Genomic DNA, 14,453 nt, shown 5'->3' on the forward strand with positions numbered 1-14,453 from the left:
TGGCCTTTGTTATGGTTATGTGACGGATATCGGCCTTGCCTGGTCTATCGATATTGGCCCGTATCCTGAACGATCCTCCGGTTTCTTCTCTCAGCCATGTCGGGGCTTTCGGAACAGGCGTGCCTGTTCGAATAGTCCTTCGAGGGTGTTCATTCGCTCGCGCGTCTCGTCCCAGGACGAGCTCTGCACGGCCTCGATCAGGGCTTCGACGACAAACAGCGTCACGACGGAGCTGTCCCATGCCGACGGCGCCTCGATATGGAGCTTGAAACAGTGGCGGGCATGCTGTGCCACCGGCGACATCCACTGGTCTGTAAACACGATGATCTGCACGCCGTTGGCGCGCGCGACCTCCGCGAGCGTCGTCAGATCCGCCTCGTAGCGCCTGATGTCGAAGATCACGAGCACGTCGCCATCCTGCATATTGAGGACGTGCTGCGGCCATGAACTGGCATTCGATGACATCAAGGTCGTCCGGGGACGGATGACCTGCATATGGGTGAAGAAGTATTCGGCAAGCGCCCCCGTGATGCGTCCGCCGACGAAATAGATGCTGCGATGGCGGTCGCCGATCAGACGAGCGGCTTCATCGAAGGTCGCCGTGCGCAGTTCTCCCAGCGAGTTGCGCAGATTGGCCATCACGGCTTCTGCAAAGCGATTGAGGATATGGCGATTGGGGGCGTTGGCGGCCCAACGATCGTGCTTGGCGATCGGGTTTGAGATCGTCGCCTCAAGCTCCTGGTGGAGATGCGCCTGGAATTCCGGATAACCCTTGTAGCCGAGCTTCTGCACCATGCGGGCGACTGTCGGGGTCGAGACGCCGGCATTCTCGGCAACGGTGGTGATGCTGCCCAGTCCGGAGACGGGGTAGTTCTGCAGCAGGCTTTCTGCCAGCTGCCGTTCGGCACGCGTCAGCCCGTCGAAATGGGCATGGATCACGTCCGACACCGTGGTCGACGCATTCATCAAGAACCGATTGACTCCCCTCAAGCCAGTCTGTCGCCAGCTTTTTTCGGATTAAGCCTCGCTGTCACAATTGAGTCAACTGGCCATTGAAGAGAATTTTTCAGTAGCGGATTGACAGACGCTTAACCGTGAAGAATTCTCTTCGAAAATAAGTTGGGCCAACGAGCCCTGGGGAACAATCAGCATGCTCTTGAGGTCGGGGATCCTGACAGCGTCGGACGGTGAGGTAGTTGCAGTCGATAATGCGACGGCGACGAGCGGTCTCGTCTTTGTCTGCGAGCACGCATCTGCCGTGTTGCCGCCATCGGCAGGTGACCTTGGCCTCTCACCGGAGGCACTGTCCAGCCATATCGCCTGGGATCCGGGCGCTCTGGAGATCGCCCAGCGCCTGTCGACCTCGCTCAACGGCCTGCTCGTCCACCAGCGTTTCTCGCGACTGATCTATGACTGCAATCGTCCGCCGGAATCGCCGGCGGCCATGCCGGAAAAGAGCGAGATCTACGCGATCCCGGGAAATCTGAACCTCAGCCCGGCGGAGCGTTATGCGCGGACGGCGGCGCTCTACGTGCCCTTCCACGACCGGATTGCTGCCGAGATTGCGCGGATCGCCGGGGAGGGCGGCAAGCCCGTCATCGTAACCGTGCATACGTTTACGCCGGTCTATTTTGGCAAACCGCGCGAGGTCGAGATCGGCATACTCCACGATACGGACAGTCGTCTGGCGGATGCCATGCTTGAGGCCGCGGCCGGTGGTCCTTACCGTGTTGAGCGCAACTCGCCATACGGACCCGAAGACGGCGTGACCCATACGCTGCGTCTGCATGCGCTGCCGCAAGGCTTCGCCAATGTGATGATCGAGGTGCGCAACGACCTGGTTCGCGATGAAGCAGGCCTCAAGGCCATCTCCACCTATCTCGCGGACTTGATTTCAGGAGCGCTCGAAAGGGTCGCATAACTATTCAAAACGCTGAGCAAACCAAAAATCAATGAGGGAACGGATGCCGGCATACGAGATCATGAGACGAAGACCGCTGATGCGGTCCGGGCAGGCGGTAGACTGATGCCGCAAGCCCTGAAAACCTACGTGCGTATCGTCGATGCCTTCAATCGCCGCGTCGGCCGGATCGTCATGTATGGCGTCTTCGTCATGATGGGCATCCTGCTCTATTCGTCCATCTCCAAAGGCCTGTTCCTGCCAGCGCACTGGACGCTGGAAATGGCGCAGTTCGTCATGGCCGGCTATTATCTCTTGGGTGGCGCCTATTCGCTGCAGCTCGACAGCCATGTGCGTATGGACCTGCTCTACGGTCGCTGGTCGCCGAAGACCAAGGCGATCGTCGACGTGATCACGATCATGATGCTGTTCGTCTACCTGTTCTTCCTGCTCTGGGGCGGTGTCTCGAGCACCACCTATGCACTGCAATATGGTGAAACCAGCTATTCTTCCTGGTCGCCCTACATGGCTCCCGTGAAGATCGTCATGGTTGTCGGTATCTTCCTCACCTTCCTGCAGGCGACCTCGATCTTCATCAAGGACCTTGCCATTGCCATGGGGAGGCCGCTTGCATGACTGAGTTCCTCAGCTACGAAATGATCGCGCTCCTGATGTTCTCATCGATGATGATGTCGATGCTGACAGGGCAGCGTGTGTTTGCGACCATCGGCTTCGTCGGCGTCGTGGCGGCTGCCGTGCTCTGGGGCAATGGCGGCTTCGAGATGGGCTTCTCGGCCGGCATGAAGCTGATGAAGTGGTATCCGCTGCTGACGCTGCCGCTCTTCATCTACATGGGCTATATGCTGTCGGAATCCGGCATCGCAGAGGACCTCTACAAGGCCTTCCATGTCTGGTTCGGTGGCATGCCGGGCGGTCTGGCGGTCGGCACGATCGGGTTGATGGTCGTGATCTCGGCGATGAACGGCCTATCCGTCGCGGGCATGGCGATCGGGGCGTCTATCGCGCTGCCCGAACTGCTGCGCCGCGGCTACGACAAGATCATGGTCTCCGGCGTCATCCAGGCCGGCAGTTCGCTCGGCATTCTGATCCCACCGAGTGTGGTGCTGGTGCTTTACGGCATGATTGCCCGCCAGCCGGTGAGCCAGCTCTGGCTTGCAGGCGTCTTCCCCGGACTGATGCTTGCGACGATGTTCTGCCTCTACATCATCATCCGCTGCCGTCTCAATCCGGCGCTGGGTCCGGCCCTTCCCAAGGAAGAGCGTGACATGCCGATGCGCGAGAAGCTCAAGCTCTTGCAGGCGGGCATCCTGCCGTTCCTCATCTTCTTTCTGATGATGGGTCTCTTCCTGATGGGCATCACCAGCCTCGTCGAGAGTTCGGCGGTCGGTGCGCTCGGGGCTCTCTTTGCGGCCTGGTACAAGGGACGGCTCACCAAGGCGGTCTGGAACCGGGTGCTTGAGCAGACGCTCGGCATTTCCTGCATGTTCATGTGGATCATTCTGGCGGCCCTCTGCTTCGGTGCCGTCTTCGATGGACTGGGTGCGGTCAGAGCAATCGAGAAACTGCTGGTCAATGACATCGGTCTGACACCCTGGCAGATCCTGATCATGATGCAGTTGTCGTTCCTGGTGATGGGCGCATTTCTCGACGATACGGCCATGCTGGTCATCGTCGCGCCGCTTTACATTCCGCTCGTCGGCAAGCTGGATCTGGGCATCGAAAACCCGCTGATCTGGTATGGCGTGCTCTACACGATCACCTGCCAGATTGCCTATATGACACCGCCCTTCGGTTATAATCTTTTCCTGATGAAGGCGATGGCGCCACCCGATTTCAGGCTGATAGATATCTATCGGTCGGTGATCCCGTTCGTCCTGATCATGATGCTCGGCATGGTGATCATCATGATCTTTCCACAGATCGCGACATGGCTGCCGAGCCAGATCTATCTCAGAGGTTAGCGTTCGAATGAAAAGAGGCCCGGCAAACGGGCCCGGCACCAGGACTACCCGCCGGACCTCAGGTCCTGCGGGCTTCAAAAGAAACGAAGAACAGAGGGAAACAACATGACCAACAGCAGACGTTCATTCCTGAAGACGGCCGCCATGGCGACCCCTGCCGTTCTGGCAGCCCCTTATGTCAAGGCACAGAACGCCAAGATCACCTGGCGCCTGCAGACCTATGCCGGTGCAGCACTCGCCGAATTCGTCATCCGCCCGTCGGTTGACGCCTTCAACAAGGCTGCGAATGGCGAGATGGAAATCCAGCTCTTCACGGCAGACCAGCTGGTACCGACCGGCGAACTCTTCCGCGCCATGCAGGCCGGCACGATCGACGCTGTCCAGTCCGACGACGATTCGATGAACTCGCCTGTCGATATCAAGGTGTTCGGCGGCTACTTCCCGTTCGCCTCGCGCTACAGCCTCGACGTTCCGACGCTGTTCTACGAATATGGTCTCGCCGAGATCTGGGATGAGGCCTATACGGAAGTCGGCGTGAAGTGGCTTTCGGCCGGGGCCTGGGATCCGTGCAACTTCGCCACCAACAAGCCGATCACCAAGCTCGATGATCTCAAGGGCCTGCGCGTCTTCACCTTCCCGACGGCCGGCCAGTTCCTGTCGCAGTTCGGCGTCGTGCCGGTCACCATTCCGTTCGAAGACGTACCGGTTGCCATGCAGACGGGCGAAATCGACGCGATCGCCTGGTCGGGGATCACGGAAGTCTTCACCTCGGGCTGGGTTGATGTCACCAAGTACTTCCTGACCAACAATGTCTCCGGCGGCTGGGCGGGCTCGTTCTTTGCCAATGCCGACCGCTGGAATGAGGTCCCGCCTCACCTGCAGACACTGTGGCAGATGTGCATGGATAGTTCCCACTACAAGCGCCTGCACTGGTACTGGGGCGGCGAAGCCCGTCTGCGTGCCGAGGGCGGTCGTCTCGAGCTCACCAGCATTCCGGATGCCGAATGGAAGACGGTTGAGGATGCGGCTCGCGTGTTCTGGGAAGAGGTTGCCAAGCAGACACCGCGCACCGGCAAGGTCGTCGAAATCCTGAAGAAGTATAATGGCGATATGGAAAAGGCCGGCAAGCCCTACCGTTACGGCTGATTGAACCGACATGGCGATCCGGCTTCGGCCGGGTCGCCTCCACAAAACAAGACGGCATAAGCCAATCGCTGCCCTGGGAACACCGAGATGACCACGTACACATTCGAAGAGTTGAAAAAAGACGTCGCAGAAGGGCGCATCGACACGGTTCTGGCGTGTCAGGTGGACATGCAGGGTCGTTTGATGGGCAAGCGCTTCCAGGCGGAGTTCTTCGTCGAAAGCGCCTGGAAGGAAACGCATAGCTGCAACTATCTGCTCGCCACCGACATGGAGATGGAAACCGTCTCCGGTTACAAGGCGACGAGCTGGGAGAAAGGCTACGGCGACTACACCATGAAGCCCGATCTTTCGACGCTGCGTCGGATCCCCTGGCTCGAAGGTACGGCTCTCGTTCTCTGCGACATGCTTGACCACGCCACCCATGCCGAAGTGCCGCATTCGCCGCGCGCCATCCTGAAGAAGCAGGTCGCCCGGCTTGAGGCCATGGGCATGAAGGCCTTCATGGCGACCGAACTCGAATTCTTCCTCTTCGACCAGACCTATGACGAGGCTCGGCTTTCGGGCTATCGCGACCTGAAAATGGTCTCGGGCTATAACGAGGACTATCACATCTTCCAGACGACCAAGGAAGAAGGCGTGATGCGCGCGATCCGCAAGGGTCTGCAGGGGGCGGGCATCCCTGTTGAGAATTCCAAGGGCGAGGCATCCGCCGGCCAGGAAGAGATCAATGTCCGTTATGCGGACGTGCTCACCATGGCCGACCGCCACGTGATCATCAAGAACGGCTGCAAAGAGATCGCCTGGTCGAAGGGCAAGGCCATCACCTTCCTTGCGAAGTGGCATTACAATGCCGCAGGCTCCTCATCGCATATCCATCAGTCGCTGTGGTCCGCCGACGGCAAGACGCCGCTGTTCTTCGACAAGGACGGCGAATACGGCATGTCCGAGACGATGCGCCACTACATGGCCGGGCTTCTCGCCCATGCCAGCGACTTCACCTATTTCCTCGCGCCCTATATCAACTCCTACAAGCGCTTTGTCGCCGGCACGTTTGCGCCGACCAAGGCGATCTGGTCGAAGGACAATCGCACCGCCGGCTACCGCTTGTGCGGCGAGGCGAGCAAGGGCATCCGCGTCGAGTGCCGCGTCGGTGGTTCCGACCTCAATCCCTATCTCGCCATGGCGGCTCTGCTCGCAGCTGGTATCGACGGGATCGAGAAAAAGATGGCGCTCGAACCGGAATTCTCGGGCGATGCCTATGGGGCAAAAGAGGCTCGTGAAATCCCGAGGACGCTGCGGGCGGCTGCGGAAACGCTTCGCGGCTCGGCCATGCTGCGGGCTGCTTTCGGCGATGACGTCGTCGATCACTACGTTCGCGCAGCGGAGTGGGAACAAGAGGAATACGATCGCCGGATCACGGATTGGGAGGTGGCTCGCGGTTTCGAGCGGGCGTGACCAAAGGCGGCCTTGAGCCCGCCACGATCCCCGGCGTATGGGTGGAAACAAGGACAGCGGCTGCGGCCGCTGTCATCTCGTTCTAGAACAACAGGAAGACGATCATGACCATGATCCAATGCATTTCGCCGATCGACGGATCGGTTTACGCGGAACGTCCGGCCATGTCGCTGGAAGCGGCGTCCGAGGCTGTCGGTCGTGCGCGCAAGGCGCAGAAGGCCTGGGCGCGCCGGCCGCTTGAGGACCGCGTTCAGCTGGTGCTGAAGGGCGTTGCCCGCCTCAACGAGATGGCGGACGAAGTGGTGCCGGAACTGGCCCATATGATGGGCCGTCCGGTGCGCTACGGCGGCGAATACAAGGGCTTCAACGAGCGCTCCAACTATGTCGCGGCGATTGCTGCCGACTCGCTTGCGCCACTGGTCGTGGAAGCAAGTGACACGTTCGAGCGTCGCATCGAGCGCGAGCCGCATGGCGTGGTCTTCGTCATCGCGCCGTGGAACTATCCTTACATGACCGCGATCAACACGATCGCGCCGGCGCTGATGGCGGGCAACACCGTCGTCATCAAGCATGCGACCCAGACGCTGCTGGTCGGCGAGCGCATGGTGCGCGCCTTTGTCGAGGCGGGTGTTCCCGATGATGTCTTCATCAACCTCTTCCTCGACCACGCTACGACCTCGGCGCTGATCGCGGCTGGCAATTTCAACTTCATCAACTTCACCGGTTCGGTCGAAGGCGGGCGTTCCATCGAACGGGCCGCTGCCGGCACCTTTGCCGGTCTCGGCCTGGAGCTCGGCGGCAAGGACCCCGGTTATGTCATGGAAGACGCCGACCTCGACGCTGCCGTCGATACGCTGATGGATGGCGCGACCTACAATTCCGGCCAGTGCTGCTGCGGCATCGAGCGCATCTATGTGCATGAGAGCCTCTACGACGCCTTCGTCGAGAAGTCGGTTGCCTGGGTGTCGAACTACAAGCTCGGCAATCCGCTGGATGCCGAAACAACGCTCGGGCCGATGGCCAACAAGCGCTTCGCCAAGGTGGTGCGCGAGCAGATCGCCGATGCCGTGTCGAAGGGTGCCAAGGCGATGGTCGATCCAAAGCTTTTCCCGGCCGATGACGGCGGCGCCTATATCATGCCGCAGATCCTCGTGAACGTTGATCATTCCATGGCCTTCATGAAGGACGAGACCTTTGGTCCGGCCGTCGGCATCATGAAGGTGAAGAGCGACGACGAGGCCCTCGGTCTGATGAACGACAGCCCCTATGGTCTGACCGCCTCGCTCTGGACGCAGGATCCGGAGCGCGCCGCCCGCATCGGCCGCGAGATCGAGACCGGCACCGTGTTCATGAACCGCGCCGATTACCTCGACCCGGCGCTTTGCTGGACCGGCGTCAAGGAAACCGGCAAGGGCGGCTCGCTCTCCGTGCTCGGCTTCCAGAACCTTACCCGTCCGAAATCCTACCACCTGAAGAAAGTCACGAAATGAACATCGTCGCCAATTGGAGCTATCCCACCGCCATCAAGATGGGACGTGGCCGCATCAAGGAACTGGCGGACGCCTGCAAATCGCTCGGCATGAAGAAGCCGTTGCTGATCACCGACCGGGGCCTCGCACCGATGGCGATCACCCAGACTGCGCTCGACGTGCTGGAAGAAGCCGGCCTCGGTCGCGCGCTCTTTGCCGATGTCGATCCGAACCCGAATGAGAAGAATCTCGAAGCCGGCATCAAGGCTTACAAGGATGGCGGTCACGACGGCGTTGTCGCCTTTGGCGGCGGCTCGGGCCTCGACCTTGGCAAGTGCGTGGCCTTCATGGCCGGCCAGACACGGCCGGTCTGGGACTTCGAGGATATCGGCGACTGGTGGACCCGTGCGAATTCCGATGCGATCGCCCCGATCGTCGCCGTGCCGACCACGGCCGGCACCGGTTCGGAAGTCGGTCGTGCCTCGGTCATCACCAATTCAGTGACGCATGTGAAGAAGATCATCTTCCATCCGAAGTTCCTGCCCGGCGTCGTCATCTGCGACCCGGAACTGACCGTCGGCATGCCGAAGATGATCACGGCCGGCACCGGCATGGACGCATTCGCGCATTGCCTGGAAGCCTATTCCTCGCCCTTCTATCATCCGATGAGCCAGGGCATCGCGCTCGAAGGCATGCGTCTGGTCAAGGAATTCCTGCCGCGTGCCTACAAGGACGGCACTGACCTCGAAGCCCGAACCAACATGATGTCGGCGGCTGCCATGGGCGCCGTCGCCTTCCAGAAGGGGCTCGGCGCAATCCATGCGCTGTCGCATCCGATCGGGGCCGTCTACAACACCCATCACGGAATGACGAACGCCGTTGTCATGCCGCCGGTCCTGAAGTTCAACCGTCACGTCATTGAGGAGCGGATTGAGCGGGCGGCTGCCTATCTCGGCATTGCGGGAGGGTTTGATGGCTTCTACGACTATGTGCTCGCCCTGCGCGCCGAACTCAACGTCCCGGCCAACCTGACGGCCATGGGCATTGCCAATGACCGGATCGATGAGCTCTCGGCCATGGCGATCGAGGATCCCAGCGCCGGCGGCAATCCGGTCAAGATGACGCTCGAAAACACCAAGCAGCTCTTCGCCGACTGCTTCTGATCTCACGCGTCGCTCGCTTGAAAGGCCCCGGCATGTCGTGCCGGGGCCTCTGCAGCCATGCTGTCGGGCCGAGCTTCTGCCTGCCCATTCCTATCAGCGAATATACTAGGCATTTCCGTCGCTTCTCCCCAATAAGGGGGAGGGGGAGCTCGCGCGCGTTTCCAGTTTGTTAACCATGTTTGCGCCATGATGACAGCATGTGGCACCGATGACGCAGGTTGCCAAAGAGCGATGAGCCGCTCGGATCTGACCTCCCAAGGAAACAGCATGCCAGTCATTTCTTTTGCCAATGCCAAGGGTGGTGCCGGCAAGACCACCGCAGCCCTTCTTCTCGCCACCGAACTGGCCCATCAGGGATACCGCGTCGCCATCCTTGATGCCGATCCGCAGCGCTGGATCACCCAGTGGCACGAGATCTCGGGTCCGCAGCGCAACATCGAGGTGGTCTCCGAGGTTACGGTCGCTTCCGTGCAAGGACATATCCGCGAGTTGTCGCGCAGCAACGACTACATCATCATGGATCTTGCCGGTGCGCGCGACGCCATGGTGACGACTGCGATCGGTCTCTCCGATCACGTGATGATCCCTGTCCAGGGTTGCGCCATGGACGCCAAGGGCGGCGCGCAGATCCTCGACCTCATCAAGCTGATGCAGGATGCCGGCAACCTCGTCATTCCACATTCGGTCGTGCTCACGCGCGTCACCTCGATGGTGACCACGCGCGCACTTCTGACGATCAAGGGGCTTCTGGCGGCTCGTGGCGTGAACGTCATCAACACGCCGATTGCCGAACGTAGCGCTTACCGCGAGATCTTCGACTGTGGTGGCACGCTGTATTCGATGGATACGGCGAAGATCAGCAATCTCGACAAGGCTCAGGACAATGCCAAGGCCTTCGCTTCCGAGGTCATGCGCCTGTTGCCGGTCAAGGTGATCCGCTCCAGCGAGCCGCGTCGCCTGTTCCGTCTGGTGCGCTCAGCCGCCTGATAACCCCAAATTCGACACTACAACCCGCGTTTGGCAAGCCAAGCGCGGGTTAACATTATGTCGCCACCTTCAGGGTCAAAGCCATGGCTGCATGCCAGCTCGTGCCATTCGACCGCAGCACCGGCGGCCCTCAGCTGGTCGACAAGCCCGACTGCGTCTAATCGTTCGCGCCTTTCGTCATCTTCTCCCGATACGAGAAGGAATGGTGTTCCGGCAAGATCGGGAAAGCAGTTCTGGGTGAAGGGCTTTTCTGGGCGAAGCAATACGGCGCCTGACACCAAGGCCGTGTGACGTGCAGTCAGGGCTGCTGCCATTATCGCGCCGCTCGAAAAGCCGATCAGCAGGGCCGGCTCTCCATGCCTCTGCCCGATGATCAAGAGCAGTTGCGACAGTTCTGCAGCCCTGTCGGTAAGGTTCACCTCATCAATCGACCTGTCCGTCCGTCTCCTGAAGAACGTGAACGACGCATCTGATGGCTCGCGACCCCGCGGACAGTACGTCGGATGAGCGGGTGCTACCTCCCTGGCAAAGTCCAGAAGTGAGAATTCATCCTGGTTGCTGCCATGCAGAAACACTAACGGTTGGTGACGGCTCTCGCCCTCGCGGAAGAGTGTCGGGAAGCCCGCAAACTCGCGAGCGCCTGAGCTGTCACTCGACAAATTCCACCGTCACGCCCGACTTGACCATCTTTGCCAGTTCCGTCGCATCCCAGTTGGTGAGGCGAATACAGCCGTGGCTCTGGGTGCGGCCGATCTTGGAGGGCTCGGGGGTTCCGTGGATGCCGTAGGTCGGCTTCGACAGCGCCAGCCAGACCGTGCCGACGGGGCCGTTCGGCCCTGGCGGGATCTGCAGGACTTGGGTGTTATTGCCCTGCTGGAAATTGATCTTCGGATTGTATGTGTAGCCCGGGTTGAGCGCGATGCGTTCGATCGTGACGGTGCCCGACGGGGAGGGTGTATCGGCCGAGCCGATGCTGGCCGGGTAAGCGGCGATCAGGCCGCCATCCTCGCCATAGGCGAAGACCTGCTTCAGACCCTTGTTGGCGACGATGCGTGCCACGTTACCCTTCTTGTAAGGGCCGGGCTCCACCACCTTGATCGTCGTGCCCGGGATCGAGAAGTCGACGCCGGGATTCAGTTCGCGCAGATAGCCCTCATCCATGTGGAAACGCTCGGCGAGCATCTCCGCCGTCGAGGTGTAGGACAGGGCCGGAAGCTGTGCCTTGTGTGCGTAGTCGTCGGGGATCGACGCGACAAAGGGGCCGGCGGCATCGCCGGCGGTGATCGTGTAGCTCTTGATCGCGAGGCCGCCGGAGAGACGCAGGCGCTCCAGGATGTCGTCGGCATTGTTCGGGTCGAGCGTTTCGCCGGTCATTTGCTCCCAGGCGACGATCGCCTTGTTGACGTTCTGGCCCATCTTGCCGTCGATGACGCCGGGCGAAATGCCTTCACGATCGAGGAAAGCCTGGAGGGCGGTGATCTCCAGGCGGGAGAGATTGCTCTTGACCGGGATTTCAGGCGTCACCGTGCGGGCAGGGGCCGTGTCGGCAGGTGCGGGCAGATCCGGGCCGCCATACGGCATGTCCTGGGGCAGGCCGTCGAGCGGCAGGCTGTCACGCGGGTCGACGTCGGGGATCGATGCGGTCGTGACGTCGTCGTCCCAGCCACGCGGCGCAGGTGCGGGTTCGGAATAGGGATCGTAGACGCCGGGCAGGCCTCGGTTTCCGCCACGCTGGCGGGGAGGATAATAGCTTTCCGCCGGAATCTCGGTTGCGACCAGATTGCCCATGCGGTCGATCAGCACCGTGCGGCCCATTCGGTCTCGGCTGATCATGACTTCGCCGGCTTCCGGCACATAGTCGAGGATATCGCCCTCCGGCGAGACGAGCAGCATCTGGGCGTTGCGACCGTCATAGACCGATTGTGCCGAGGCTAGGCTCACAGATGTGAGAGAGGCGGCGGCCAAAACCGCAAGTATCAAGCTAGATTTCCTGAAGTCGAACACGATTCGGTTTCCTCGTCTGAGCCGGCGACAAACGCGATAAATTTGACACTAATGTGGAAAAGGTGAATTCATAATGAATTGAGAGTTAACTCGCTGTGGGGGCGGAAGAGATAACCGGGCTGGATGCAGGGTCGCAGCGCCGGGTTGAGGGGGGACAATGCAGGATAGACTGAGGATGGAGGCATTTATGCCCTTTCGGCTTTTACGCGTGGCCGAAAGCGTTGACCACGGCTTCATGCAGTTCTGCGGCCCGGAAGACGAGTTGTCATGGTCCGAATGGCAGGTTCTCTGGTCGCTCGGCGAACACACGCCGACAACGGCGAAGGCCATCTCCTCCCATTCGGGTCTTTCCAAGACAAAAATCAGTCGTGCCGTGAAGGTCCTAGAGGACAAAGGATATCTCATTCGCAAGAAGGATCGATCGGACCGGCGCTTTGAACTTCTGTCTTTAACGCTCAAGGGGCAGCACAGGTTCGAACGGCTCGCGGACGAGGCTGGGGCTTTCCAGCAGTGGCTTGAGCGCAGTGTCAACATCGCCTATCTCTCCTCGCTCGACAGCGGGCTCATGGGCCTGGAGGATCTGATCTCCACCGGCCACCTCCGGGCTCCAAAACGGCAGGCCGAGGAACCTCTTGCATGATCACTTTTTCCGGTCCCAGGGGACCGCGTCTGGCACTGGACGAAAGCTCGGTATTCGATATCGGCTCGTGCATCGTCGAGGGCGTCGATCTGTCTCCCGGCCGGGCGATCCCCGATGACGGCGATCCGCGGATTGACCATTCGCTGGAAGGGTTCCTGTTCACCTGCGGACCCGACCATATCCGCCACCGAGAGCCGATCGCGGGCACGGACCGGCACTTTCCTCTGCATGGCTCCTTTTCAGCCAACCCGGCGCATTCGATCGAGATGGCGGTCGAGGGAGAGGATCTCGTGGCTCGGGCCGTGGTCGATGTGACACTCGCGGCTGGCGGCCACGCGCAGTTGCGGCGGCAGTGGCGCCTGAAGGCTGAGAGCGGCGAGGTGCAGCTTTCGGATACGGTCGCCAATGTCGGCGAAACCGCCTTTCCGACCTTTCTGATGTATCACATGAATCTGGGCGCGAAGCACTTCGACGACGAAACGCAGCTCGAAGGGGCGATGCTCGACGGCGTTGGTTTTCCCTGGACCTTCGGCGAAGCGGAGGGCGGCATCTTCTGTGTTCCAGCGGGTCATGGCGGCTGGGCGGAACTGCGTCTGGGGCCGATCGCGGTGATCGGCGGCAAGCGGCTGAAGGTCCGTTTCCGAACCGATACACTGCCGCATCTGCAGGTGTGGAGAAACCAGAGGCTGCCTGCCCATGTGCTCGGCATCGAGCCGGTCTCGCATCGCTGGAAGGGGCGTGCCGAGCTCGAGGCGGCGGGCGAATTCAATATCCTGCAGCCGGGCGAAAGCCGGGACTACGGACTTGCATTTTCCTTCGTCTGACGACCGATCGGTGCTCCCCTACGATTGACGCTCAGGGATGCCCGTCGTAGATGTTTGGCCCCAAGGAAATTGACGAGGAGCCCCGATGAACATCCGCCAGATCAACGAGGAATATTCGGTCAGCGGCCAGATCACGGTCGACGAGGTCGACGAGATCAAGGCGCTCGGCTTCAAGTCGATCGTCTGCCATCGCCCGGATGGTGAAGAATTCGGCCAGCCTGAATTTGCAGCCGTTGCCAAGCGCGCGGAAGAACTCGGCCTCAAGATCAAGCATGTGCCTGTCGGGCCGATGGGTGTCACGCCGGATGCCGTCGCCGACATGGTCGATGCGCTCGAAGAATTCGAACGCCCGATGCTCGGCTATTGCCGCTCCGGTGCCCGTTCGAACGCAACCTACGAACACGCACAGCGCCAGCGCGGCTGACGGGTCTTTTCCATTATCCTTGGCCGGACGTTCGCGTCCGGCCTGTCTGTTTTCTAAACCAGCCTCAAGCAGGAGTTATCCCATGAGCATCAAGCGTATCGAGCCCGGCAAGCGCATGAGCGGCGCCGTCGTCCACGGCAACACCGTTTACCTCGCCGGCCAGGTTGGCGAAGGCTCTACTGTGACCGAACAGTCGAAGTCGGCGCTCGCCGAAGTCGACCGCCTGCTGGCCGCCGCCGGTTCGGACAAGTCGAAGATCCTGCAGACGATCATCTACCTCTCTGACATGTCGACCTTCGGCGAAATGAATGCCGTCTGGGAGGCCTGGATCGATCCGGCCAACCCGCCGGCCCGCGCCACCAGCGGTGCGCCGCTCGCGACGCCGGACTATCTGGTCGAGTTCATCGTCACAGCTGCTGTCTGATTTTTCAGGGCAACGCACAGAATGCGAAAGGCCGG

Annotated in this window: 15 protein-coding genes; 12 read left to right on the forward strand and 3 right to left on the reverse strand. The window is 60.8% G+C overall.

All coding sequences use genetic code 11. From position 1 onward, the window contains the following. Positions 1 to 90 precede the first annotated feature (90 nt). Positions 91 to 966, reverse strand: a complete 876-nt coding sequence (locus BSY240_RS00790; protein WP_371418485.1) for a MurR/RpiR family transcriptional regulator — start codon at positions 964 to 966, stop codon at positions 91 to 93. Between the two features lie 184 nt (positions 967 to 1,150). Here BSY240_RS00790 and BSY240_RS00795 point away from each other — a divergent pair, with 184 nt between their 5' ends. From BSY240_RS00795 to BSY240_RS00830, 8 genes are all read left to right on the forward strand, one after another. Then, on the forward strand, positions 1,151 to 1,921 hold the full coding sequence (locus BSY240_RS00795) for an N-formylglutamate amidohydrolase (RefSeq protein WP_069041092.1): 771 nt from the start codon (positions 1,151 to 1,153) through the stop codon (positions 1,919 to 1,921). 105 nt (positions 1,922 to 2,026) lie between these two features. Beyond that, entirely contained in the window at positions 2,027 to 2,536 is a 510-nt protein-coding gene (locus BSY240_RS00800) for a TRAP transporter small permease subunit (protein WP_054151637.1), read from the forward strand. Further along, entirely contained in the window at positions 2,533 to 3,882 is a 1,350-nt protein-coding gene (locus BSY240_RS00805; RefSeq protein ID WP_069041093.1) for a TRAP transporter large permease, read from the forward strand. Before BSY240_RS00800 ends, BSY240_RS00805 begins: the two co-directional genes overlap by 4 nt. A 105-nt stretch (positions 3,883 to 3,987) precedes the next feature. Then, positions 3,988 to 5,028 (forward strand): TRAP transporter substrate-binding protein, encoded by a 1,041-nt coding sequence (locus BSY240_RS00810; RefSeq protein WP_054151639.1) that lies wholly within the window; start codon positions 3,988 to 3,990, stop codon positions 5,026 to 5,028. Positions 5,029 to 5,115: 87 nt separating this feature from the next. Then, positions 5,116 to 6,483 carry a glutamine synthetase family protein gene (locus BSY240_RS00815; protein ID WP_054151640.1) on the forward strand — a complete coding sequence of 456 codons (1,368 nt, stop codon included), beginning with the start codon at positions 5,116 to 5,118 and terminating at the stop codon, positions 6,481 to 6,483. A gap of 104 nt (positions 6,484 to 6,587) precedes the next feature. Then, a complete protein-coding gene (locus tag BSY240_RS00820) occupies positions 6,588 to 7,973 on the forward strand; it encodes an aldehyde dehydrogenase family protein (protein WP_069041094.1) in 1,386 nt (461 codons plus the stop codon). Further along, positions 7,970 to 9,115 carry an iron-containing alcohol dehydrogenase gene (locus BSY240_RS00825; RefSeq protein WP_054151642.1) on the forward strand — a complete coding sequence of 382 codons (1,146 nt, stop codon included), beginning with the start codon at positions 7,970 to 7,972 and terminating at the stop codon, positions 9,113 to 9,115. The genes BSY240_RS00820 and BSY240_RS00825 overlap by 4 nt, the downstream gene beginning before the upstream one ends. Positions 9,116 to 9,382: 267 nt before the next feature. Next, positions 9,383 to 10,102 carry a ParA family protein gene (locus BSY240_RS00830; RefSeq protein WP_054151643.1) on the forward strand — a complete coding sequence of 240 codons (720 nt, stop codon included), beginning with the start codon at positions 9,383 to 9,385 and terminating at the stop codon, positions 10,100 to 10,102. A gap of 17 nt (positions 10,103 to 10,119) precedes the next feature. Here the strand turns inward: BSY240_RS00830 and BSY240_RS24570 are convergent, their stop codons facing one another. After that, positions 10,120 to 10,677: an alpha/beta hydrolase gene (locus BSY240_RS24570; protein ID WP_442856021.1), complete on the reverse strand. Its 558-nt coding sequence runs from the start codon at positions 10,675 to 10,677 to the stop codon at positions 10,120 to 10,122. 73 nt (positions 10,678 to 10,750) lie between these two features. After that, a complete protein-coding gene (locus BSY240_RS00840; RefSeq protein ID WP_069041095.1) occupies positions 10,751 to 12,106 on the reverse strand; it encodes a L,D-transpeptidase in 1,356 nt (451 codons plus the stop codon). A 187-nt stretch (positions 12,107 to 12,293) separates the two neighbouring features. On the opposite strand from BSY240_RS00840, the gene BSY240_RS00845 reads away from it, so the two are divergent. The 4 genes from BSY240_RS00845 to BSY240_RS00860 all read left to right on the forward strand — a co-directional run bounded on the left by BSY240_RS00845 (position 12,294) and on the right by BSY240_RS00860 (position 14,418). Next, positions 12,294 to 12,746: a MarR family winged helix-turn-helix transcriptional regulator gene (locus BSY240_RS00845; RefSeq protein ID WP_236759299.1), complete on the forward strand. Its 453-nt coding sequence runs from the start codon at positions 12,294 to 12,296 to the stop codon at positions 12,744 to 12,746. Beyond that, on the forward strand, positions 12,743 to 13,570 hold the full coding sequence (locus tag BSY240_RS00850; protein WP_069041097.1) for a DUF4432 family protein: 828 nt from the start codon (positions 12,743 to 12,745) through the stop codon (positions 13,568 to 13,570). Before BSY240_RS00845 ends, BSY240_RS00850 begins: the two co-directional genes overlap by 4 nt. 85 nt (positions 13,571 to 13,655) lie before the next feature. Continuing rightward, positions 13,656 to 13,994, forward strand: coding sequence for a TIGR01244 family sulfur transferase (locus BSY240_RS00855; RefSeq protein ID WP_054151647.1), 339 nt, complete (start codon positions 13,656 to 13,658; stop codon positions 13,992 to 13,994). Positions 13,995 to 14,076: 82 nt separating this feature from the next. Then, positions 14,077 to 14,418: a RidA family protein gene (locus BSY240_RS00860; RefSeq protein ID WP_006728347.1), complete on the forward strand. Its 342-nt coding sequence runs from the start codon at positions 14,077 to 14,079 to the stop codon at positions 14,416 to 14,418. The last annotated feature ends 35 nt before the right edge of the window (positions 14,419 to 14,453 follow it).

The sequence above is a fragment of the Agrobacterium sp. RAC06 genome, assembly GCF_001713475.1.
Classification (GTDB): Bacteria; Pseudomonadota; Alphaproteobacteria; order Rhizobiales; family Rhizobiaceae; genus Allorhizobium.

What these genes read in the sequence shown, in the direction of transcription:
- BSY240_RS00790 (WP_371418485.1), bottom strand. Translation starts at nt 966, where the DNA reads ATGAATGCGTCGACCACGGTGTCGGACGTGATCCATGCCCATTTCGAC.
- BSY240_RS00795 (WP_069041092.1), top strand. Translation starts at nt 1,151, where the DNA reads ATGCTCTTGAGGTCGGGGATCCTGACAGCGTCGGACGGTGAGGTAGTT.
- BSY240_RS00800 (WP_054151637.1), top strand. Translation starts at nt 2,027, where the DNA reads ATGCCGCAAGCCCTGAAAACCTACGTGCGTATCGTCGATGCCTTCAAT.
- BSY240_RS00805 (WP_069041093.1), top strand. Translation starts at nt 2,533, where the DNA reads ATGACTGAGTTCCTCAGCTACGAAATGATCGCGCTCCTGATGTTCTCA.
- BSY240_RS00810 (WP_054151639.1), top strand. Translation starts at nt 3,988, where the DNA reads ATGACCAACAGCAGACGTTCATTCCTGAAGACGGCCGCCATGGCGACC.
- BSY240_RS00815 (WP_054151640.1), top strand. Translation starts at nt 5,116, where the DNA reads ATGACCACGTACACATTCGAAGAGTTGAAAAAAGACGTCGCAGAAGGG.
- BSY240_RS00820 (WP_069041094.1), top strand. Translation starts at nt 6,588, where the DNA reads ATGACCATGATCCAATGCATTTCGCCGATCGACGGATCGGTTTACGCG.
- BSY240_RS00825 (WP_054151642.1), top strand. Translation starts at nt 7,970, where the DNA reads ATGAACATCGTCGCCAATTGGAGCTATCCCACCGCCATCAAGATGGGA.
- BSY240_RS00830 (WP_054151643.1), top strand. Translation starts at nt 9,383, where the DNA reads ATGCCAGTCATTTCTTTTGCCAATGCCAAGGGTGGTGCCGGCAAGACC.
- BSY240_RS00845 (WP_236759299.1), top strand. Translation starts at nt 12,294, where the DNA reads ATGCCCTTTCGGCTTTTACGCGTGGCCGAAAGCGTTGACCACGGCTTC.
- BSY240_RS00850 (WP_069041097.1), top strand. Translation starts at nt 12,743, where the DNA reads ATGATCACTTTTTCCGGTCCCAGGGGACCGCGTCTGGCACTGGACGAA.
- BSY240_RS00855 (WP_054151647.1), top strand. Translation starts at nt 13,656, where the DNA reads ATGAACATCCGCCAGATCAACGAGGAATATTCGGTCAGCGGCCAGATC.
- BSY240_RS00860 (WP_006728347.1), top strand. Translation starts at nt 14,077, where the DNA reads ATGAGCATCAAGCGTATCGAGCCCGGCAAGCGCATGAGCGGCGCCGTC.